Raw genomic sequence first — 21,531 nt, forward strand, 5'->3', positions numbered from 1 at the left:
TATTAATCAAATCTTACAAAAACCTTAAGCTTGACCGAAAATGCCAAAACAGGCTCTACCTGGCCTTTAAGGTAACCGAAAATACAGTCCGTTGATGTGGCACACTATGTAAATGAATACTTCCACCCATCCGCTCAACTAGCCGCTTCGTAATCGTCAGTCCAAGGCCGCTGCCCTGATAGAGTCGATTGCGAGAATCCTCCAGTGTATACATACGTTCGAACACACGGCTATGCTCACTCTCAGGAATTCCCTTCCCTTGGTCCCAGATTTGTAGCGTCACAGGTCCACCTGCCGAATGTTCGAGCGACAGCCCCAGCACCTTACCCTCTGCTCCATATTTCATCCCATTGGTCATGAGATTATCCAGCACACGGTCCAGTGCTTCTTCATTTCCTTGCACGAAAATATCATCATCAGGTATATCCAGCTCCACATGCAACCCGAGATTGGTCAACATTTCATAAAAGGAGATCATCTTCAACCGGCATAATTCGCTTATATTAACTCGACTAAGCACCAGCTCCGTGTCTCCAGATTCCAGCTTCGCCAGATCGAAAAAGGAATGAATCAGACGTAGCACTTCCTGCGCCTTATCTTGTATTTTCTCCGTCATACTCTTTCGTTCCTGATCGGTCAATGATGGACTGTGCAGCAAGGTCTCACTATAGCCCAGCACAACCGTAAGCGGCGTTTTCAGATCATGGGAGATGTTGGAGAGCATATTGCGCATCTCCTTCTCCTGGTTCGCATAACCGGCCTTCGCGCGGTGCGCATGATCCAGCAGCTGGTTCATGTCTTTCAGAAGCTGGCTAACTTGATCATCACTGTTGAATACAAGCAAGCGCTCAAAGGTGCCTTGATCCAAAATAGCGGATATTTTCTCGTGAATATAAGACAGGTGTTGGCTGCGTTTCCTCAATCTCATCCACATTCCAATGACCACAATGACTAGAATAGCTGTTGTACTGGCAAAAATCAGTGTCATGTCTGCTCCGCCTCCAGCTTATATCCGATGCCCCAGAGTGTCTTGATATACTGGGGAGCCGAAGGGTCCACCTCTAGTTTTTCTCTTAGACGGCGCATATGTACGTTAATGATATTTTCGTCTCCATAATAATGATCGTTCCAGACCGAAGCGTAGATCTGAGCCTTGGTGAACACTTTGCCGGGATGAGTAACCAATAGCTTCAGAATGCCAAATTCCTTGGAGGTCAGCTTGACGGGTGTACCTTCACGTTCCACCTCGTATGTCTCCATGTCGACCACAAGTCCGCCGAGGTGAATACGCTGATCTTTAGCCACTTCAGCCACAGGCTGAGCGGTATAATTGGCGCGGCGAATCGCAGCTTTAATACGGGCAGTCAACTCGATTAATGAGAAGGGTTTGCTCAAATAATCATCAGCACCGAAGCCCAGCCCCAGCGCTTTGTCCACTTCTCCATCCTTCGCAGACAGAATGAGCACAGGTACCAAACTTACTGCCCGAATGGTCTGCAGCACATCCATCCCACTCTTACGAGGCAGCATCAGGTCCAGAATAACCAGATCATACCCCGGTTGTGACTGACTGAATTGACGTTCTGCCTCTAATCCGTCATATGCATACGTGACGTCGTATCCCTCTTTTTCCAGATAAGGTCCGACCATCTCACTAATTGAACGATCATCTTCAACAAGCAATAAGCGTTGACTTGACACAAGTTCCCCTCCAACATGAACATTTTTCTTTATTACCTCACAGTTTGTTTGAATTGGCAATGACATACGAAAAAACCTGACAGGAGCACCACTTTGGTATAAAGTGTGTTTCCTGCCAGGTCTATGAGCGTTAATAGATGAGTGCTTATACGTCTAGTCTCTGTATCCGTTCTCGCTGTGTATCCAGCACAGTCCAATGGTTCCTGCACCTGCATGGATACTTACTACAGGGATGAATGGCATGATCTCGGTCTTTAATTTAGGGAGCAGATTGGCAATCTGCTTCTTGATCGTGACGGCTTCTTCCTGATTATTCGCATGCATAATGCACACATGCTTTACTTTCTCCACATCCAGTTTGAGCATATCCAGCATACGCTCTTTCGTCCGCTTGAACGTGCGAATCTTCTCATTCACAACCACTTTGCCCTCTTCAAATCGAAGCAACAGATGGATCTTGAGCAGTTGACTGATGATCAGCTGTGTGCCCGACACCCGCCCACTGCGGTGAAGATGCTGAAGACTGGCCGGTATGAGGTAAAAGGACATGTTATCAATCATCTGTTCAATATTTACTTTGATCTCGGCAGCCGAACATCCCTGCTTCTGCCATTCCAGTCCTTGCATAATCATCTCACGGTGAGGATAGGCACCTGCCTTTGAATCAATTGCGGTCACCGTCACTCCTGCAATCTCTGCAGCCTGCATGGACGTATGCAGCGTTCCGCTCAGTGCAGTAGAGCAATGAATCGTAATAATCTCATCGTACTTGTCTTTCAGCGACTCATATAGTTCAATGAACTCGCCAATGGGTGGCTGCGAACTGCTCGCACGTGAAGCCTCCGCAAGTTTTTCATAGAACGTTTCAGATGTAATGTCATCGGTTTCCCGGTAACATTCTTCTCCAAATACGATGCGCAGCGGTACGATGTAGATATGATTTTGCTCCGCAAAAACGGGATCCAGTGTACTAGTACTATCGGTGACCCATGCAATTTTCTTCATGACATCCTTCTCTCTTGCCGGATTGTTCGTTCTGTATCCTCAATCGTCAGGCACAAGCCCGGCGGTTTATTTAAAATTTGAATATTTCATATTGTAAACGTTTGCGATACTACCTCTCAATTATAAAGGAACGGACAGACCGTTGTCTTGTGGCGCAATCATGAACAACCCTATTATTTCCATTTATAGCTAAAAAAATGTCTTGCCTGTGAAGGAATAAATTGGTATGCTGTTGTCCTTCTCTCTTTTTTCGCCTTGACTGAAGTGAACGGAAACGCCGTTCAATCCACTTATCGGAGGTGTCACATGCTTTATTTCACTCTGGCTTCCAAAGCCTACTCCCGGAACCTGCAATACCGCGGGGCACACATGGTCCATAACTTGGCAAGCGCCATGTTCGGTTACATGTACGCCTGCCTTTGGATCGGCATCGGGGCCGATCACACACTCGGAGAATACGGGACACAGGGGATGATCAGTTATATTGCGTTCACGCAATCCTCTCTCTGGATCTCAGGTTTTCTCACGAATGGATTGGGTATTCCCCTATCCGTCAGGACAGGGCAGATTGCACTGGATCTGATGAGGCCTGTTCATCTGTTCACCCACCTGATGGCGCGCGAATGGGGGCAGATTGCCTACCAGTTTGTGTACAAAAGCATTCCGATCTACCTACTCTTCTCCATTGTCTTTTCCCTGCATTGGCCCTCAGACGTTTCAACACTATTCTATGCCGCACTTGGTCTTGTTGGCGCCGCATACTTGTCCATCTGCATGAACTACATCATTGGTGCCACGTCGATGTGGACCACAGAGTCCTCCTGGCTTCACTGGGGCAATCACGCGATGATGAATCTGCTGGCTGGTTTCTTCATTCCGCTGGAATGGCTACCGGACTGGCTTGAACGACTGGCCTGGCTATCACCCTATCCTTTCCTGCTCTATGTACCTACCCGAATCTACCTTGGTTTCGAAGATGGCTCCTTACTATGGGGAACCTTGCTTTGGTGTGTCTTCATGACGTTGATCTGTCTTGCGATCACCCAAGTATTACGTCGTAAAGTGGAGGTGCAAGGCGGATGAAACGAACTTCCTGGTTCAATTTATATAAAATGCTCATTCGAACAAGCATCCGCAGCCGGATGCAATACAAGTTCAATTTCGTTATGGCGTCCGTACTGGCCGCTTTAATTCAGATCTCCGAGTTTCTGATGGTTGCTCTGGTGTTGCACAAATTTGGAGCGATTAAAGGCTGGTCCCTCCATGAGATTGGTTATCTCTTCGCCATCATGACGTTATCCAAAACACTGTACCGCACATTCGGCAACGAGGTTCATCATCTGGAAAAATATCTGGTTAATGGTGAGCTTGATCAACTGTTAACCCGTCCGATGCCCGTATTGCTGGCACTGCTACCGCAAAACTTCCGCATCATGGCTGGGGAAGTCCTGCAAGGCGGGTTCATTCTCTGCTGGTCTCTGGCAGGCATGATGCAGAGCGGACAGATCGGCTGGGCTGCCATTCCTTTCTCCCTGTTCATCATCCTGACGGGGGCAGTCATTCTCTTCTCCATCGGACTCGCTACTGCCACACTCGGATTCTGGACCACACGCATCGAGGAATTACAGACGATCACCGAGGATGCAGCACGAACGGCTGCCCAATATCCGCTAACGTTATATCCCAAATGGATGTCTGGCATTCTGCTAACAGTGATTCCAGTGGGATTCGTCAACTACATTCCGTCACTCTACCTACTGCGGGGTGAAGGAGGAGCGTGGGTTCTAGTTGCTGTTGCGGCGGTTGCCGTACTGAGCTTGGCAGCAAGTCTACGTTTCTGGCAATTCGGCATGACCAAATATCAAAGTACAGGTAGCTAAGGAGGCGTAACGAATCATGAACATGATCACAGCACGGCATCTGCAAAAGGAATTCAAAACTCCTGTTATTCGCGAAGGACGTTTCTCCGGGTTACGTACGTTATTTTCACGTGAATATGTGTCCAAGGAAGCGGTACGCGATATTAGTTTTGATATCGGTCCAGGTGAATTTGTGGGTTACATCGGTCCGAACGGGGCTGGCAAGTCTACCACGATCAAAATGCTGACAGGTATCCTCCACCCAACCTCGGGCGAGGTACGGCTTGGCGGTATGAACCCGCATCAGGACAGGCGCAGAACCGTTGTTCGACTGGGCGTCGTGTTCGGACAGCGAAGCCAGCTCTGGTGGGATCTGCCCGTGAAAGATTCATATGATATTCTGGCCGAGATGTACGGCGTCCGTGCCGAGGATAAAAAGAAACGGCTGTCCCAGTTCGCCGAGCTGCTGGACCTTGAATCGTTCTGGGCCACGCCTGTTCGCAAGCTTTCGCTTGGACAACGCATGCGTGCGGATCTCGCAGCTTCCATGCTGCATGATCCGGAACTGCTTTTTCTCGATGAACCGACGATTGGACTGGATGTGAACGCAAAGCGGAACATTCGCCAATTTCTACGTACATTAAATGAAACGTTTGGCAAAACGATTTTGCTGACCACACATGACATGGACGACATAGAGCAGTTATGCAGCCGGGTCATGGTGATTAACCATGGTCAACTGACATATGACGGCACGATCTCATCGCTTCGCGAAACCATCGGACTGCCTACGTTGATTCGGGTAACGTTCCGGGGAGCGTTTCACATCCCAGATGTTGTGTCGTCCGCGATACAGATTACAGGAGTGGAAGGACAGATCGTCACCACCCAAGTGAACCGTAAGGAATGGAGCACAATGGACATTCTCAAACAGTTGGAACATTGGGGTGAGATTGAAGATGTAGAGATGAAAGAACCTGATTTTGAAGATATCATTCATCGGGTGTACTAGTCGGCCCATTTTGTAATGAAATTGGATGAAGACCTGTTCTTCTGCCGTTACATGAAAGAGGGACATGACGTACTGTAATAGCGGAGGTGAAGCGTCATGCTTGTGACCAAACATGTACTGGCAGCATCCAGCGCACACGCCACTCCCTATTACATCGTACGTGGCATGATGCCGGGACCAGTGATGTTCATTACATCCGGGGTTCACGGGAATGAAACAGCGAGTATGGCCGCTGCACAAAAGCTCGCAGATGATTGTGCGACGGGTCGTCGTGTCATTCAGCGAGGGCTGCTGATTATCGTGCCACGCGTGAATCAGAAAGCCTACGCAAAGAAAATCAGAGGTAAGCCAGATCTGAATCGTACGTTTCCACGCCGTATGTCGGGCAAGGCCAAGCATCCATTGGCAGCGGCAGTTTTTCAGCTGGCGCGTGAATATCGGGCCGACTGGTGGCTCGATCTGCATGAAGCCAACGGACTTTCCCAGCTTAGTTCGCGAGTGCTTGGACAGACGCTGATTACCAACCCTGGCAGTCGCACCATTCCGGCTTGCAGGAGAGTAATCGAACGGATGAATCGGTCGATTGCGATTCGTGATCGTCATTTTAACCTCAAGCAGCATGAGTTGCCGGGATCTGCTCGTACAGCGGCTTCAAGAATATTACAAGCCCGCTCTGTTACGGTGGAGACCTGCTGGAGTCTGAAACGCGCGACACGTATCAAGTATCAGACGAAGATTGTACACCATTTTCTGCGTGAAGCGGGCATGTCATGATTGAGATTATGAAGATAGAAATAAAAGACACCTTCAGAAGAGAGCGCCCGAGGATACACTTCGGGAGTTCGCTTTGGAGGTGTTTATTTTTGCGTTTATCTCTGCATCATGGCTTCCAGAATTTTATTACCCACAGGGTCCAGCGGCATGAGTGGATAAAGGTCTTTTTTAGTTATAAACTTGAATATCGCATCCAGATACTCATCCACAATGGAGGCTGATCCAAAACAATAATTGGACAATAATACGACGCCTATCCCCTGTTGCTTATTTATAGCCAAATAACTGGTGAAACCAAATGTGCTGCCGTTATGCCAGAGAATATTCTGATCTGAGATATGATCACTAAACCAGGCGTAATGATGGGTCGAATCTCCAATCATTACAGGCATGTGACTTTGTTGTATTGCAGAGGCTGCAGGATGATCTTCATTCAGATTGGCCTGCACAAATAAACACATATCGTGAAGAGATGACTTGATCGCCCCTGCCCCTTCATGTACACCAGTATCCCAATGAGGCATCTTTTTCCCCGTTGACGTATGTCCATCTACAAATCTGCCATTCTGTTCTGCATTCAGCATAACAGCTGTCTCCGTCATCTTTAATGGACCTGTGATATATTTTTTCAGCAGATCGTCATATGTACTGCCTGATACTTTACATAGGATATAACCCAGTAAGCCCACGCCGGTATTGGAATACTCAAATGAACCCATTTGATCCGTAAAGTCAGCATCCGATAAAAAAGCAAGTAAATCATCCTCCGTATAATTTGAAAACGGATTATATCGATTTTTCTTCGAGGACAGGTTTGTGGCAACTCCAGGTAATCCAGAGGTATGCGTAGCAAGACTTTTTAAGGTAACCTTATTCAAATAATCGTTTTTACCGTTGTGTATGTACTTGCCAACCGTGTCATCCGTGGAAAGCTGCTCTTGACGTTCCAATTCTAATAGAAGGATCGATGTAAAAAGCTTGGTTACAGAGCCGATTTCAAACAATCTGTGTTCGGGAGCCGCCGTGCTCTTCTTTTGGGGATTGCCTACCGAATGATATTCGATATCGCCCTTTGTAATTATGCCAATCTCAAGATGCAGATGTTTCTTGCCTTTGATGTAATCGGATACAAAATCCTGTAAATCCCTCATAGAAAATGTTACTCCTTTTTTGGTGTAAATTTCATTATTGGAATGTTGAAATGACGTTAGCCACTCCTTTGGCAAACTTCACTATGTATTCGTTTAAAATTTCCTATTCCCTGCTCGTTAGTTAATGCTTGTCTTCTCCTAAACAGGAAAAGAGCCGTGATTACGGCTCTTTCTTTGTCACCCTGAACGACTGAATATAGTTGTGGATATCATCTTCTGGCGTCTTGAGCAATCTGGCCAGATGAATCTGCATCTGTTCCAGGTGATCGATATGCTTCTGAATATCAGCGATTCGGTCAGAAACGAGGGTTTTTAACGTCTCACTTTCCATATCCTCCTGACTGAGCAGTTGCAGGGTCTCTTGTATTTCTTTTAAGGAGTAACCCAGCAGCTGGGCGTCCTTAATGAACTTAATTTTGACAAGATAATCTTCAGTATACACCCGGTATCCGTTGGAGGAACGACGGGGAGCAGGCAGAATCCCGCTATCCTCGTAATAACGGAGGGTTGCCATACTCACACCGGTACGCTTGGCCAACATTCCTCTTGTCATGGTTTCCATGCCTACTCCTCCACCTTTCTGCGGACTTATTGCGTTTGTTTGTTGCGGATCTTGGTATACGTGGCATCATAGGTGACCTCGGGAAATTGCGCTGAAGAACCTTGCAGCAAGGGCTGCTCTTCCCCTTTGAGATAACGGTCAAAGAATGCCAGCGCATAGGATCTTGTTATATCCACATTATGTTCTGGCGTCATGCCTCTGGCGAATAGTTTCGGTGAGATTAATGAAATATCCGTAAAGCTTTGATGGAAGAAATTATCCACCGTCAGATAATAGGTATCATTCAGACTACTTGTCATCACTCGATCCAGATCAGGCTTAAACTCTGGATAGGCTACTTTTTCCGTTTCGGTGGCATCCGGTTCCAGACTTTTGGCGGTTCCACCCGACATGATATACATAAACGGCTGTTTCAGGGCTGTCGTGGATACTTTTCCCCAGAATCCTCCCTCCAGGCTAAGTCCTGCCTGGAATCTTTCATCCTGCGCCAGTGCTTCCGCTGTCGTTGCCCCACCATATGAGTGACCCATGATGCCCACTTGATCCAGATCAAGCTTGCCTTCGAGCAATTGATTCGGGTCATGCGAATTCCATTGGGTAAGCGTATCAAGCACAAAACTTGCATCAGCTGCACGGATACCTATGCCTTCTACATTATATTGATACAATTCCTCTGACGTTGCAAAATCAGGGTCGGCCTCATAGGAGACTACACGTCCATCGGGAAATGTCACTCGTGCTGACGTATACGGGTGATCTATCCCCACCACAATGTAACCATGGCTTACCAGCTCCTCAATCATTGTCATACTCTGAAAACGGGCTGAACGGATACCCGGCGAGAATAGCAAAACCGGATACTTGCTCTGGACGGCGGACATCTCAGCTCCTTGTACCACATGTGTTGGAATGGTATCCAGATAACTGAACACCTGAGACGGAATGCCGAATACCAAACTAATCGCTTCTCCCAGTTCACTCGGGTAATGCTCCAGTGGCAGCCCTTGAGCGGCCTCCTGATCTACTGGGTACCACACATTAATCATAAGTTCACGCTTGTCTCCTTCCTCAGGTGTTTTGGTCTCTTCACGAGATTCATCCACCAGGTGCTCAGAGAACGTGCCAATGGCATATGAGCCGGTTGGTTCAGGCATTGTAAAAGCAGGTAACAGCCAGGTCAGTATGATTGAACCTGCACTGAAGGCCAGAACCAGAATCGATGCCAGCGTCATCTTAATCCATGAACGACGGTTGGATTTCTGCGCGCTGTGAACATAACGGCCACTGCGGTATGATTTCATGAGTTGAATGATTAACGTTATGAATAATACAAGTGTAACGATATAGGTTAGTATCATCTGCACCCGAAATGAATTGATTAAGCCATGCAGAAGCACTGCCGGAATCAGAGCTGTGAGTGTCCCCATTATCATTGCCCGGCGCTTCGGAAACACCAGCATAATTACTGTAACAGCTACGGTTACCAATACCAAAATCCATTCTAAAATTCTCATTATCCAGCCTCCCATATTCCTTGATGAATCAAGAATAAACCTTGAAGTATACTTCAAGGTCAAGGCTGAATATATGAACGAAAATGGATGAAGCAAGCCAATTGAAACACATTGAAACATCCGATGAATATACCCTACATCTAGCCCTTATGCACTTGTACGGTATATTCATCGGGTGACCACAAATGACTATTCTACGGTTACCTTTGTTCGAGGCATGGTATGCATCGCTCCTGAGGTCACATGCGCCTGAATTACGTACACTCCAGGTTCCTGAAACGAATGCTTCACTTCGTATATACCCTCGCCTTTAGACACAGCCTTCGTCGCTCCCCGAGATTCAAGCTCTTCGGCACTCATCATTCCTTGATCGAATGAAGGTGCTTCGGGTTCATCCTGTTCATTCCATATCTGAAACTGTACATGATCCGCATCATTTACAGGCTGTTCTCCCTGTGTCAGCTTGATCTGTAAGGCAACCTCTTCATTCACTTTCGCCTTATCCGGCATCATGAGTTTCACCCGGATCATCTCGGGCATCTCCCCGGAAGCAGACTGTTCCTCATAGGAGCAGCCAGCGACCAAAAGGATTAGCACCAGGAAGGGCGTGAACCAACGAGCTTGTCCGCTCATCACCATCTATCCTTTCTTATCAAGAAGATTTTGGTGTTTTGCCGATACCCCATAGCATCACGATGATGATAATAAAGGCAATCAGTGCCAATAGCGGAATGGTGATAAATCCAAACCAGTTCAAATAGTCGGTATAACATGGAACCTTGCCGCACGCCACGGCATTACCTGTAGCCGAAAAAATACGCTGGATCGTTACATGATATAACGAAATGCCGCCACCGACGAAACTAAGTGGGAGCACGTATTTCGTGATGCCCACGTCATCCTTAAAGTAGGCAATGCCCAGCAAAATCGTTAGTGGATACATGAATATGCGCTGATACCAGCACAGATCACATGGAAGAAAGCCCTTGATCTCACTGAAATAGAGACTGCCCCCTGTTGCAATAACGGAAACGGCCCAGGCAACAAATAACCGGGTATCCACATTTCTCGCTGGACGCTCCGATTTTGATGATGTACTCATTCCTCTGTCCCCCTTTTCATTTTGCTTATACCAAATTATCATACCTCATTCTAGACTCCATCGGCTATTCAAGCTGTTATGTAGGTCATTACTCGATGATTATACCAAATTTTTGAACTTTTGGGTGAATACAAAAAAGCTGCCGTATGGGGCAGCTTTTTTGCTTGATTCATATGAAAAACATTGTATTACATGGATTTAGTCAGCGTAATGGAACCATCTTTTTGTGCCCATTTCACGTTCCAGTTCAGAAGTTCAGCAATGAAACGCAGGGGTACTTGCGTACGTCCATCTTTGTTTACAAATACAGTTGAACCCACGTTTTTCTTCACACCGTTCACTTCCATCACGTTGTTGTTCACCCAGAATTCAAGGGTATCATCGCCAGCCATTACCGTTACTTGTTGTGCTTTTTTGTCCCATTTCACTGTTGCACCAATACCTTCACTCAGGAAGCGCAGTGGAATGTATGTTGTGTTTTTCCAAAGTACTGGTGTTGTGTCCATGTTGGTTGTTTTGTCGTTAATTTTCAGCATTTTGCTGTTCAGTTGCATCCATACCGTTGTCATTTCTGGCGCTGGTGCAGGTGTTGTTGGCTCTTGGAATTTGTCATTGAATTGAGTCACGATCGCGTTACCCAGGGCTTGACCTACACCGAACATCACTTTGAAGCCTTCACGATTCGTTGTGTAAGAAGCATCATAATTACCTGCTGCATATTGATTCAATACGTTTTGCACTTGATTCTCATGCGTTGTCAGAGCTTGTTGTCCTGCTGCTTTTGGCAGATTGCCAGCTGTTGCCGAATCCAGGAATGTAGCGAATTCAGTTGTAAACCCATCAATACGTTTCTCTACTGCTGCACGAGCCGTAGCATCGTTGTTTTTAACAGCTTTTACATAGTCGCTTTGTGCGTTAACGTGGTTCGTTACCCAAATTTTCTCGAAAGCATTGGCACCATCGTTACCGTAAACGGAAGCAATCGCTGCTTTAAAGTCAGCTGTGTTTCCAGCTTCAGCTGTAACCAGTGCGTTGGAGGCTGCTGTGCGTCCATCGAACTCCTCTTGCATTTGCAGAGCCGAAAGCGCAAAGTGCTCGGAAGCCAAGTGGTTGAGTGCAGATCTCAGATCAGCTGCTTTCGTATCCGCTTTGGTATTTTCGAATTTCTCAGGCATTTGTGTAGTAATGGCCGTGGAGAGCGCCTTACTTACGTCGAACATTTCTTTGAAACCTTCACGGTAAGCCTTGTATGCATCAGCATAATCTCCAGCTACATACTCATCGAATACTTTTTGCACGAGATCTTCATGTACTTGCAGAGCCTGTTTGGCTGCTGCTTTTGGCAACTTGCCTTCGGTAGCTGTGCTCAGGAATGTGGAGAATTCATCCACGAAACCGTTGATGTTTGCCTGTGCTTGTTTGATCCCAGCCTGGTTGCCCATTTTGGTTGCTTTCACCAGATCATCTGTGTATTTATTATGAGCGCGGAAGATACGTTCGAATTCTTTGGCACCAGCGTCACCGTATAGGGAAGCGATTGCCGGTTGCATATCCAGTGCATTCTGGTCGAGTGCTTTGTAGGCTGCATCTGCATCTTTAGCTCCGTCATAGGCTTTAGCCATTGCCGTTACTGCGAGTGCAAAGTGCTCGGACAACAGGTGGTCCAGGTTCGCTCTCAGGTCAGCTGCAGGTGTGTTCACGGATGCTTTCATCATGGTCATCGGTGTCTGTGGTGCGGAAGCTGCTCCAGCGATCCCCGGCATCAACAGTGTCAAGCTAAGTACAGGTGCGATAAACTTCTTCATTTTCATTTTCATTACGTGTTCACTCCTCGATTATGTTTTGTGTATAATTTCTTTCCTTGTCGTCGTCTTCATAGGGTGTAACGCAGGCTTCTCCATTCTGGATCACTCTGTGGGCAAAAAAAATCGCAGCTTTCAGTGAAGAAAGCTACGAATGCCTGTTGTATCAAGGTTTTTTAGGATTAAAAAAATATAAAGTTGCAGTGATCTTTCCTATCCGAGACGATATACCATCTGTAAGATAGGTACTTCATTTCCCTTAATTTCTCAATTGAAGCTTACATCAAAGGTTAACCTGAAGTACAATGAAGAGAATCATATTATTCGCGAAGGGGGTCCATTCATGACCTGGTTGCCTTATGTTTTAATTGTGGGTATCGCCTTATTTGGAGGTGTTGCTACCATGATCATCGGAAATTCGAAAGCCAATCAGACCAGTAATCCCGAATATGATCGCCGCACAAAGCAAAACCTCAGTAAACTTTCCTATGTATACGTCGGTGCGATTGTACTTGGTTTTGGCGGACTAATCCTCTATCTTTTTAACTAAAATGTTTCGATTCGGCAAAGAATACATTCCAACAGGCTGAGCAACTTCAAGTTTCGTTCTACATTCTCCTGTCTACATGCACATGTTTACAAGTTGGAGATAATTCAGAATTATTCTGGATATGTTCGGGGTTTAATATAAAGCCATAAGGGACAGCGAGCCCATTAAACAAACCAAACCCCAACTTGAAGGAGAGATATATGATGAAAAAAAACATGAAGAAATCTGTAGCAACAATGATGGTACTGGGCATGACTTTAACAGGAGCAACGGGTGTATTCGCCGGAACGCAGCTGGAAAAAATCTCTGCATACCTTAACCATGGAATCAGCTTTAATGTTGATGGCGCGGCTTACTCACCAACGGATGGCAATGGCAACAAGCTTGCACCAATTACCTATAACAACTCCACTTATCTGCCTGTACGTGCGCTTGCCGATGCGCTACATGTACCTGTATCCTATGATGGCAAAAAAGGACAGGTCATTATTGGCCAAGCGACAAGCAATCCATCAACTCTAACGAATGTAACGTATAGTGCAGCACAAAAAGACGCCATTCAAAAGGCTTTTGCACAATTCGATGGGTTCGAGACCGCTTATGCACCTCAGCAGATGATCGCAGGTGATACGTTCAAAAGTGTAGGTGCGGGTGGCGATGGCGTCAGCTTTGTTTTCAACCATATGAAAGTGGATGTGTCTCCAAGAGATTATTCGGACGGCTATACGAGTAAAGACGTGAAACTATCCAATGGCGTGATCGCCAAATGGTACACACCCGATCAAACGGGCATGCTCACGTTCCAACTGGATGATCGTTACATTACCCTTAGCTCGCCGGATCATAAGCTGAGCCAAGCTCAGCTGCAACAAGTCGCTGTCTCTGTTCAGAAGGTAACTGGCAACAACGATCAAGGGATTACTGCATTCGCAGATGTGAACTATAGCAAGCAACAATTGGATAACATTCGCAAAGCATTTGCGAAGTTTGACGGGTTCACAACAGCCTATGCCCCACAACATATGGTTGCTGGAGATTCATTCAAAAGCGTAGGTGCGGGCGGTGATGGTGTAAACTTTATTTTCAATCGTATGAATGTCACGGTATCCCCTAAAGATTATTCGTTCAGCTATGATGGCAAAACGGTAAAACTGCCTAATGGCGTATCCGCCAAATGGTATACACCCGATCAAACGGATATGCTCACGTTCAAGCTGGATGATCGTTATGTAACACTCAGCTCGTCAAATAACCAATTGACTCACACTCAACTGGAGCAAATGGCGGTATCCGTACAAAAAGTGAAATAATCGAAACACCTTCATTATTAAAAAAAACAGGAAATAAAACAGAAACACACATCATCTCGGTCCCCTCTATGATTAGGGGCTGATATGATGTGTGTTTTGTCCTATGTAAGACGAATTTCAACTATTCTGAAAACAAGGCTTTCGTCCAGCTTCATTTTGAAAAGGATGGGGTTATAATGGAATGTACAGCATCTTATATCCGAGCGAAACGGAGTGGACATCATGAACCAACGCATTGATCTGTCCCCAGAAGAACTGCAACAACTGGCAGGTGAGTTCAACAAGGCATCGCAAAATGGACAAGATATTCTTGCCCAACTCAAAACGATGATTGATCAGTCTGAGGGGCAGTGGGAAGGCGAACGTCAGCGGGAGTTTCTCGGGCGTATGAATGACAGCATGACAAACATCGGTCATTATTTGCGCGGTTTACAGGAAACCAGCATCAGTCTTCAGCAGACAGCGACGCGTTTCCGCGAAACGGATCAGTCACGTTAGGACTGATCCGTTTTTTTTCATTTACTCCTCATATATAGAACCGACCTTTACAACTCGGGTTACTTACGCTCCAGTTCCGCCGCAAATGTCTCTTCCTCTTGATCCACGTATCCTCTGAAAATGATCTCTTCGATATCTTCATGATTGAATACATACGTATAATCCGGATTAATGTAGCCTTCAGGGTATAGACAGCCAATATAATCAAATTGACGGGGTGGTTCTGTCATCAACATCTGCTTGCGTCCATAGATGACAAGCTTTTTGGTGCCTTCTTTTAAGCGAATAACAGACCCATTGGGCAGTAAGGTAGATGTTTCTTTGTCCATCATGTAATCTTCCTCTCTGTATTCTGTAATGTATTGCCGGCTTCCACAGGCCTGTTCAGTACACGGCGAAGCCAGTAGTACCGATGTAAATCCATCATAAAATGAAACACTACAAAGGCCAGCATGATATACACACTCATAAGTACAACAGCAACCGTCTGTTCTGTAACAAAGGCCAGAGAAATATTGGCCAGCAGATAACCACCGCCAGTCAGCATAGTCAGCGTCGCAACAGGCATGCGAGCGCCCTTATCGGACTTTTGCCTGTTAGGTGACTGCTTCAATCTGTTGATGTGAAACTTCGCATACTGAAAAAATGCAAAACCGTATACGACAAACGAACCGATCGCATACCATGGCGTTGTGAGGCCCAACATGCCGTAGGCAAACTTTTGAATAATCATCATAAAGCCCAATGAACATACGATCCCGAATACACCTCGAAACAGAACGTAATTCAATTGCAACCTGCGGGGAGCCACAATCAGAGCAATGGCCCATACATTCATGACTGCCAGCGGCGGGAGCAGCAAATATGCATACAACGGCTGAAACGGAACACTGAACACCGGGATGAGCAGGAATACATTGAGGAAGAAAAGAACGAGCGTACCTGCACTGAAACGAATTCCATCCACGGCGTATACCGCAAGATAGTTCTCGAATGCATCCCGATTATAGGATGTTCCTTCATACACGGCAGATTCGGAAGTAATGGATGTCTTGGTAGTTCGTTTATGACTTCCCATCTATTTGAACCACCCGGAAACCGTAGACCATGCTTTCTTCGCTCCATGTTTTACAACATCCTTCACGGAATCATCCTGCCCATCGCCATCCAAATCCATATTCATGGTTACCCCTTCTGCAAGATACGTCAAACCCACAGATACACCCAAGCCGACCGCACCTACTGCCAGTACAGGCGCCGCCGCAGGCAGAATGGCCGCTGCCAAGAGAGTCGCTCCCACCGTAGTTGCCCCACCGACCACAACGTTACCAATAATATCACCAGCAATCTTGTCACCGGACGCATTCTGACTGATGTTCTCCTGCGTATCCGTGAATACATCAATACCTACACTCGCCCAACCCAGCTTGTCCGTTAATGCCGATTTGACTGCATAACCTGGCTTCATCATCGAGGCGATTTCCTTAATCTGAGGTGTAGCTGTTCCGTTCGCTATTTTGGCTTCAATGTCTCGGACATAATGGATTTTGTAGTCCCTTGGTCTGCCGTTCACCAACGGATTACCTTTCACTGAATCATAGCTTTCGCGAACCAAAATACGTGGCGTGTTTCGGTTCAGCTCCTGCTTGACCATATAACCGTTTTTCACTCGATATCCCAGTTTCGCGACAGCCGCAGCAGCGGTTAGCGTACCTACTGTGCTTCCGGGGCCATCAAATGGTGCGAGCAAATTAACACCTGTAATACCAAATGTCCCACCCGACTGATCCTCCTGTTCCATCTTCTCACGAGTAGTCTTTACATACGCAGCCAGCTGCTGCATACTCTGTCCAGCAGTCTGAAACCGCTGTTGATGTGTCTGGTACAGACCAATAATGGTCTGTCTATTCCCTGACTGCCAGGCTGCTCCCTGAATAGCCTGTTGCAGAACACTATCCACCTGCTGTAGCTGTGCCGTCACCTGTTCAATCTGCTGTGCGAGTGAATTCAGATAGTCTGCCTTCATGACAATTTTGGTCAACTGGATTCCCCCCTTGGTTTAAATGTATGTATGGCTCATATCAGACTTAAACTCCAGACAATACGGATAATGAACGCGTCGTTAGCAGAAACAGGCTTTGCACTAGCTCTTCTTCCGTTACCTTGAAAGCTGTTAATAGACCGTTCTCTTCCCCCTCAAGGAACAACCAGTTACCGTGGAGGCTGCCTATAAAATAAAGGGTTTGTGGCTGTCCTTCCTGTCCTCGGGTGTACACTTCGAACTGCCCCCACTTCTCAAGCGTGGCAAAACCTTTAGCCAATGTCTGCATTAACGCTTGATCCAGATGCTGGTCCTCTTTCAAAAGAGATTCGAACTTTTCCAAGGCTGAATCGACTGCCAACGAAGACAGATGTTTTAACGTTTCTCCCTGTATGAGTGTACGAATCGTATCCTGTGATTGAGGGTTCACATTGGATACTACTGGGTCGGGTAGTTCAATTCGATTCCCCATGACCTGAAACATTTCTTCGAATTCATCAAAAGAAGTCAGTACCGCCTGATCTTGTACAGGTTTCCAGACCCACTCAACCATCTGCATGCCTGACAAAAATCCATAGGTCACCGATGATTGCCCATCTGCTGCACGCAAATCGAGTCGGGTTATTGCACTGCTGAGCTTACAGCCCATAAGCAGGTTATGTACTTCCGGATCGATGGTCATCTGCTGGTTATCCAATTCAATAACACCATCTTCAACTAAACCTGCGAGAATTTGCTCATAGGTACGTTCGACCTGCTCCCCCTGTAATGCAGGATCATTCAAATCCGTGAGAAGCTGATCCACTTCCGGAATATTCATTATTTGAAACAGAAACAAGGCCTCCCCGCCGGAACACTGAAACGATGTATATGAAGGCAAAGTCATTCCCCTTTCCCAAGTGGTCAATATAAAGAGGTGGCGAAAGATTCTATTATTTTATTGTAAAAGGAACCTTGGCTGGGCTCAATGCGCCCCCACTCCTGATGTGAGACGTTAAGCCTGATTATATTTACCCAAAAAAATAGCCAAGGCACAGCAATGATGCTGAACATGGGCTATTATTTTGCATATTCACGCTCAATCGGAAAACAAATGCTTTCTCACCAGTTTTCTATTCATGGATATCAGTTAAACGAACAACCCTGCGATAGTACATCGCATCCATCAAATCCTCCCAATCGAGTTCACTGGCATTAACGTCTCGATAATAGACCGCAGCAGCAGGCAAGAAACCGACCAGTGGTCCTGTACCACCACATATCAGGCTACCACCGTCTCCGCCTTTGGGCATCACTTCGCCAGCCGAATCCAACGTAAGCTCATACTTGTAGGGGTCCCCGGCAAATTGCACCCCAAAGAAATTCGGTAGTTCCAGATCATAAGGACGATCATCCTTTGCTTTAACCAGTGAAGCATCCGGTTCTGCCGATCCATCCACAATCTCATCCACGCCTTCCAAACTCCCAAAGTGCTTCAATCTCATCGTATAGTTGAAGCTGTCACCCCAAGGAAATAACGTGCGACAACCGCCACCATAGATATACTCCCATTCGTCTTCGGTCAGCAAACCAAAGCCCGTCCCTGCTTCCTCCCTCACGACGTCCTCCAGTTCTATTCCTTCGTTGAACCACAGGATTCGCACTTCATCTTCACCTTGGCGAATGAGACGGAATTGTTGATGCAATTCATATTCACGTATATCCGACTGCTTAAACTGCTCCAGTGCTGACGGGAAATCAGGATCTTCCTGCGCGTGTGCTTCCTCCTCGGATACTTCAATCCAGCCAAGCGAGATCAGTTCACATTCCACGAGCATCGGCGCAATATTCACTTCTCTCACAGGTGACATTTGACTCGCCAGAAACGAATCCACGTCTTCGACACCATACTCACTGACCGTTTCATGCAGGTCGGCTGAGGTCTCTTCGTTCATTCCATGTTGCCAACGATCCCAGCCGAGCGTTACTTGATCCCCAGGCACAAACACAAATCTCAGCCCATCCTCCGTAAATACACCTGTCTCCATTCGCTGACCGAATCGTTCAAATGTCTCGAGACCCTCATATACCATACCATCTGGTAAACGACGAATAAGCTTACGCATCCAAGCCTCTTTATCCTGAGCATTCAACCCCTGCCACATGTCTCGTCTCAATGCTTCCATAACTTCTCCCACCTTTCCTTATACACTTTCACTTCTCTAAAATGCTTTGCTGGCTCATACATCACAATCTGACTTGTCTTGTGTACATCCTCATTTCCCTGCGGCTTGCAACAGTTGCAGCAATAATTCCTTCCGTCTTCCCTCCGCTTTGCGAGCGAGCGTTGTGAGCTTCTCCACCTTGCCAAAGATCGGATAGAGCACACGTTCCGCTTCATAATGCTCAAGTTCTTGAATCTGTCTAACCAACAGTTCGAGTATTACCTCATTTTCCAGCACGGGCTGAATCTTCAGCTTCAAGCTGTCCGTCGAACGACTCAAACTGGCGACTAACGCAGGTATGGATTGAGCCGTTACACCCTGTTTTTCTACAAATGCCGCAATGAACTTATCCTGAATTAACTGATGCTCATCATCCACTTCACCCATGTAATATTCAACCAGCGGGAAATACTGCTCATCCACAAGCCCCAGCCCAAAGGTTGCATAACTGCCTGGCATACAACTCTTCTCACCCTCGGTATCCTCATAAAACTCAAACTCTTGGATAGCCTCACGCGCATACTCTTCCAGGAGTGGATGCAACTCCGGGTACTCCAGTGCATTAGCAAAGAATCGGTGGGTATCCGACTTCGCGAGCCCTTTAATCGGCAAATACTGCTTTACGGCAGATTTGAGCTTGATCTTATAACCTTTCGGAAAGCCCTGCTTCAATAAATGAATGATAAAGGTAAGTGCCTGCTGATAAGCACTCGCCTCTTCCTTCCGAATGTGAATGGTCATCAGAGCGAATACATCATTTGCTTTGCATTCCACTTCTTCCGTCTTCACATGAATATCGTCCTTCGCATACGTCCCGCTACCTTCTGTCATCATGCGTTCCGCACGACGGCTACCGAGTTGCTTCGCCAGTTCCAGGAAAGTCACACCTTTGGGTTTGCTATAGCTCGGCTCAAATCGTAGAATCATCACCGCCGAGTATAACAGCAGATCTATTGGTTGAGTCCCGAATGTTTGCGCCCTCCCCTGCTCGTCCGAATGTTGGCCTGCCTGTGTATCGATGTTCGATTGAAGCGTTGCTCCGGTTTTAAGCGAATATTCGTTGGTACGATAAGCCGAGGACCGCACATCATAATACTGTGGCAAAAACTGATTCTCCGCCCATGCCGTCACCGCACGAGTAATCTCACCACGATGTTCCGCAAGTGCATCCGGACGCCCCTGATTTAACGCTTGAATCCGATCATACTGCCTGATCGTCCATGCTACATCCAACTCCGGGAACAGCTTTGGATCGAGCAGATGACTCGTCAAAAAGAAGGACTCCAACCGTTTCGTTGGATATGTACTGTTCTCCAGATTCTTGTCTACATAGCTATGAATACGCTCAAGGAGTAGCTGTCTTTTCTCTTCATTAATATATTCAAGTAACGTCAATTGCATCTTACCTTCGGTTGTTGGGAATTTCCCGCGGAAGGTAAATCGATAGTCAATCAATGGTGTATTAGCCAGCTTGTCCAATCTGTCTTGAACAACCTCTACAAGCTTTGGCCCGATCTCATTACGTACCTGTTCCTCTGTAAAGGCTCCTGCCTGCTTCGATTTCAAACCATCATCCAAACCCAGATCCAGACTGTCTACGGTGGTCCGTCCAGGTCTGTAATCCAGCACAATATCATTGAAGATGCCCATTTGCAGCGTGGTTCGCTTCACAACACTTTCCAGATCATCTCGCTTTTCCTGTTCATCAAACCATTCGTGGATCGTCGTAATCATCTCTTCCATCGCCTGATCATAAAGTGTACTCATCTAATCTCCTGCCTTCTCATACATCTAATGATGTTCATCAACCACACTTGAACCTCTATGAATCCCGGATCAATCCGGGGCGTCTATGTTATAAATACGTATTGATGTTCGCATACTACCTATTATTTTACTCTCTCCAGCACACCCGGAACAATAAGGCAGCAGGGGGAGAAAAGGTGGTGAAAGATGCCCATAAGTGGTATTTAAGACATGCCCTAGTCAAAGAGATCTACGGATGCCTTTCACATCTATGTAGGCTCTCGGTATGCCCTCGCTATCATCTTCCCCACGTTGTATAATCATTGTATTCCTTTTCAGGAGGTCCGACTAAATGAGCTACAGCAAATACTTCCCTTTGGAAAACTATTTGAATCAGGTTTCAATCACCCTTACATATGCAGAGCTTGAGGAAATTCTCGGATTTACGTTACCCCCTACAGCGTATAATCGCGAACAATGGTGGGTGAATAATTCCAATAATCATACACAGGCACTATCCTGGTTAAATGCCGGCTGGAAGGTGGATAATGTGATTTTAGGAAAAAACGTTACCTTTGTCCGCTTCGAGTCATAGATAATCATGTGCTTACTTGTACTGATGGTACTCGCCATTTCAGGTTCAGTGTCCTTAATAGATATCTTGTTCGGTATAAAAGATTCGGGTGAAGGAAGCCGAATA

23 protein-coding genes are annotated in these 21,531 nt (G+C 46.5%); 8 read left to right on the forward strand and 15 right to left on the reverse strand.

The window, feature by feature from the left end:
* Window positions 1-55: 55 nt before the first annotated feature.
* From MKX75_RS25120 to MKX75_RS25130, 3 genes are all read right to left on the reverse strand, one after another.
* Window positions 56-988 carry a sensor histidine kinase gene (locus tag MKX75_RS25120; RefSeq protein ID WP_339167304.1) on the reverse strand — a complete coding sequence of 311 codons (933 nt, stop codon included), beginning with the start codon at window positions 986-988 and terminating at the stop codon, window positions 56-58.
* Window positions 985-1,701 carry a response regulator transcription factor gene (locus MKX75_RS25125; RefSeq protein ID WP_339167305.1) on the reverse strand — a complete coding sequence of 239 codons (717 nt, stop codon included), beginning with the start codon at window positions 1,699-1,701 and terminating at the stop codon, window positions 985-987. Before MKX75_RS25125 ends, MKX75_RS25120 begins: the two co-directional genes overlap by 4 nt.
* Window positions 1,702-1,854: 153 nt before the next feature.
* Window positions 1,855-2,706 carry a DegV family protein gene (locus MKX75_RS25130; protein ID WP_145152451.1) on the reverse strand — a complete coding sequence of 284 codons (852 nt, stop codon included), beginning with the start codon at window positions 2,704-2,706 and terminating at the stop codon, window positions 1,855-1,857.
* Between the two features lie 306 nt (window positions 2,707-3,012).
* Between MKX75_RS25130 and MKX75_RS25135 the strand changes: the two genes are divergently transcribed.
* The 4 genes from MKX75_RS25135 (at window position 3,013) to MKX75_RS25150 (ending at window position 6,351) form a co-directional block, all read left to right on the forward strand.
* On the forward strand, window positions 3,013-3,789 hold the full coding sequence (locus MKX75_RS25135; RefSeq protein WP_339167306.1) for an ABC-2 family transporter protein: 777 nt from the start codon (window positions 3,013-3,015) through the stop codon (window positions 3,787-3,789).
* Window positions 3,786-4,586 (forward strand): ABC-2 family transporter protein, encoded by an 801-nt coding sequence (locus tag MKX75_RS25140; RefSeq protein ID WP_339167307.1) that lies wholly within the window; start codon window positions 3,786-3,788, stop codon window positions 4,584-4,586. The genes MKX75_RS25135 and MKX75_RS25140 overlap by 4 nt, the downstream gene beginning before the upstream one ends.
* A 22-nt stretch (window positions 4,587-4,608) precedes the next feature.
* Window positions 4,609-5,577 carry an ATP-binding cassette domain-containing protein gene (locus MKX75_RS25145; protein WP_339170593.1) on the forward strand — a complete coding sequence of 323 codons (969 nt, stop codon included), beginning with the start codon at window positions 4,609-4,611 and terminating at the stop codon, window positions 5,575-5,577.
* A gap of 96 nt (window positions 5,578-5,673) precedes the next feature.
* On the forward strand, window positions 5,674-6,351 hold the full coding sequence (locus tag MKX75_RS25150) for a succinylglutamate desuccinylase/aspartoacylase family protein (RefSeq protein ID WP_339167308.1): 678 nt from the start codon (window positions 5,674-5,676) through the stop codon (window positions 6,349-6,351).
* Between the two features lie 95 nt (window positions 6,352-6,446).
* Here the strand turns inward: MKX75_RS25150 and MKX75_RS25155 are convergent, their stop codons facing one another.
* From MKX75_RS25155 to MKX75_RS25180, 6 genes are all read right to left on the reverse strand, one after another.
* Window positions 6,447-7,502: a serine hydrolase domain-containing protein gene (locus MKX75_RS25155; protein WP_339167310.1), complete on the reverse strand. Its 1,056-nt coding sequence runs from the start codon at window positions 7,500-7,502 to the stop codon at window positions 6,447-6,449.
* A gap of 160 nt (window positions 7,503-7,662) precedes the next feature.
* Entirely contained in the window at window positions 7,663-8,064 is a 402-nt protein-coding gene (locus tag MKX75_RS25160) for a MerR family transcriptional regulator (protein WP_339167311.1), read from the reverse strand.
* A 26-nt stretch (window positions 8,065-8,090) separates the two neighbouring features.
* Window positions 8,091-9,578 carry a prolyl oligopeptidase family serine peptidase gene (locus MKX75_RS25165; RefSeq protein WP_339167312.1) on the reverse strand — a complete coding sequence of 496 codons (1,488 nt, stop codon included), beginning with the start codon at window positions 9,576-9,578 and terminating at the stop codon, window positions 8,091-8,093.
* A gap of 189 nt (window positions 9,579-9,767) precedes the next feature.
* Entirely contained in the window at window positions 9,768-10,211 is a 444-nt protein-coding gene (locus MKX75_RS25170; RefSeq protein ID WP_339167313.1) for a FixH family protein, read from the reverse strand.
* Between the two features lie 19 nt (window positions 10,212-10,230).
* Complete coding sequence (locus tag MKX75_RS25175; RefSeq protein ID WP_047841622.1) at window positions 10,231-10,680, reverse strand: disulfide oxidoreductase; 450 nt, start codon at window positions 10,678-10,680, stop codon at window positions 10,231-10,233.
* Window positions 10,681-10,868: 188 nt separating this feature from the next.
* On the reverse strand, window positions 10,869-12,497 hold the full coding sequence (locus tag MKX75_RS25180; RefSeq protein WP_339167314.1) for a copper amine oxidase N-terminal domain-containing protein: 1,629 nt from the start codon (window positions 12,495-12,497) through the stop codon (window positions 10,869-10,871).
* Between the two features lie 328 nt (window positions 12,498-12,825).
* Between MKX75_RS25180 and MKX75_RS25185 the strand changes: the two genes are divergently transcribed.
* The 3 genes from MKX75_RS25185 (at window position 12,826) to MKX75_RS25195 (ending at window position 14,840) form a co-directional block, all read left to right on the forward strand.
* The gene (locus MKX75_RS25185; protein ID WP_062836391.1) at window positions 12,826-13,032 is read left to right on the forward strand and encodes a hypothetical protein; all 207 of its coding nucleotides are present in this window, start codon (window positions 12,826-12,828) and stop codon (window positions 13,030-13,032) included.
* A gap of 200 nt (window positions 13,033-13,232) precedes the next feature.
* A complete protein-coding gene (locus tag MKX75_RS25190) occupies window positions 13,233-14,342 on the forward strand; it encodes a hypothetical protein (RefSeq protein WP_339167315.1) in 1,110 nt (369 codons plus the stop codon).
* A 222-nt stretch (window positions 14,343-14,564) separates the two neighbouring features.
* Window positions 14,565-14,840: a WXG100 family type VII secretion target gene (locus tag MKX75_RS25195; RefSeq protein ID WP_339167316.1), complete on the forward strand. Its 276-nt coding sequence runs from the start codon at window positions 14,565-14,567 to the stop codon at window positions 14,838-14,840.
* A 59-nt stretch (window positions 14,841-14,899) separates the two neighbouring features.
* Here the strand turns inward: MKX75_RS25195 and MKX75_RS25200 are convergent, their stop codons facing one another.
* The 6 genes from MKX75_RS25200 to MKX75_RS25225 all read right to left on the reverse strand — a co-directional run bounded on the left by MKX75_RS25200 (window position 14,900) and on the right by MKX75_RS25225 (window position 20,852).
* The gene (locus MKX75_RS25200) at window positions 14,900-15,169 is read right to left on the reverse strand and encodes a DUF4176 domain-containing protein (RefSeq protein WP_062836497.1); all 270 of its coding nucleotides are present in this window, start codon (window positions 15,167-15,169) and stop codon (window positions 14,900-14,902) included.
* The gene (locus tag MKX75_RS25205) at window positions 15,169-15,867 is read right to left on the reverse strand and encodes a hypothetical protein (protein WP_339170597.1); all 699 of its coding nucleotides are present in this window, start codon (window positions 15,865-15,867) and stop codon (window positions 15,169-15,171) included. Before MKX75_RS25205 ends, MKX75_RS25200 begins: the two co-directional genes overlap by 1 nt.
* A 51-nt stretch (window positions 15,868-15,918) precedes the next feature.
* On the reverse strand, window positions 15,919-16,881 hold the full coding sequence (locus MKX75_RS25210) for a hypothetical protein (RefSeq protein ID WP_339167317.1): 963 nt from the start codon (window positions 16,879-16,881) through the stop codon (window positions 15,919-15,921).
* Between the two features lie 46 nt (window positions 16,882-16,927).
* Complete coding sequence (locus MKX75_RS25215; protein WP_339167319.1) at window positions 16,928-17,701, reverse strand: hypothetical protein; 774 nt, start codon at window positions 17,699-17,701, stop codon at window positions 16,928-16,930.
* A 292-nt stretch (window positions 17,702-17,993) separates the two neighbouring features.
* Window positions 17,994-19,046 carry a hypothetical protein gene (locus tag MKX75_RS25220; protein ID WP_339167320.1) on the reverse strand — a complete coding sequence of 351 codons (1,053 nt, stop codon included), beginning with the start codon at window positions 19,044-19,046 and terminating at the stop codon, window positions 17,994-17,996.
* Between the two features lie 90 nt (window positions 19,047-19,136).
* Window positions 19,137-20,852 (reverse strand): DUF6138 family protein, encoded by a 1,716-nt coding sequence (locus MKX75_RS25225; protein WP_339167322.1) that lies wholly within the window; start codon window positions 20,850-20,852, stop codon window positions 19,137-19,139.
* 331 nt (window positions 20,853-21,183) lie between these two features.
* Here MKX75_RS25225 and MKX75_RS25230 point away from each other — a divergent pair, with 331 nt between their 5' ends.
* On the forward strand, window positions 21,184-21,426 hold the full coding sequence (locus MKX75_RS25230; protein WP_062836384.1) for a hypothetical protein: 243 nt from the start codon (window positions 21,184-21,186) through the stop codon (window positions 21,424-21,426).
* Window positions 21,427-21,531 lie beyond the last annotated feature (105 nt).

It is taken from the genome of Paenibacillus sp. FSL R5-0341 (genome assembly GCF_037975235.1).
In the GTDB taxonomy this organism is placed as follows: Bacteria; Bacillota; Bacilli; order Paenibacillales; family Paenibacillaceae; genus Paenibacillus; species Paenibacillus amylolyticus_A.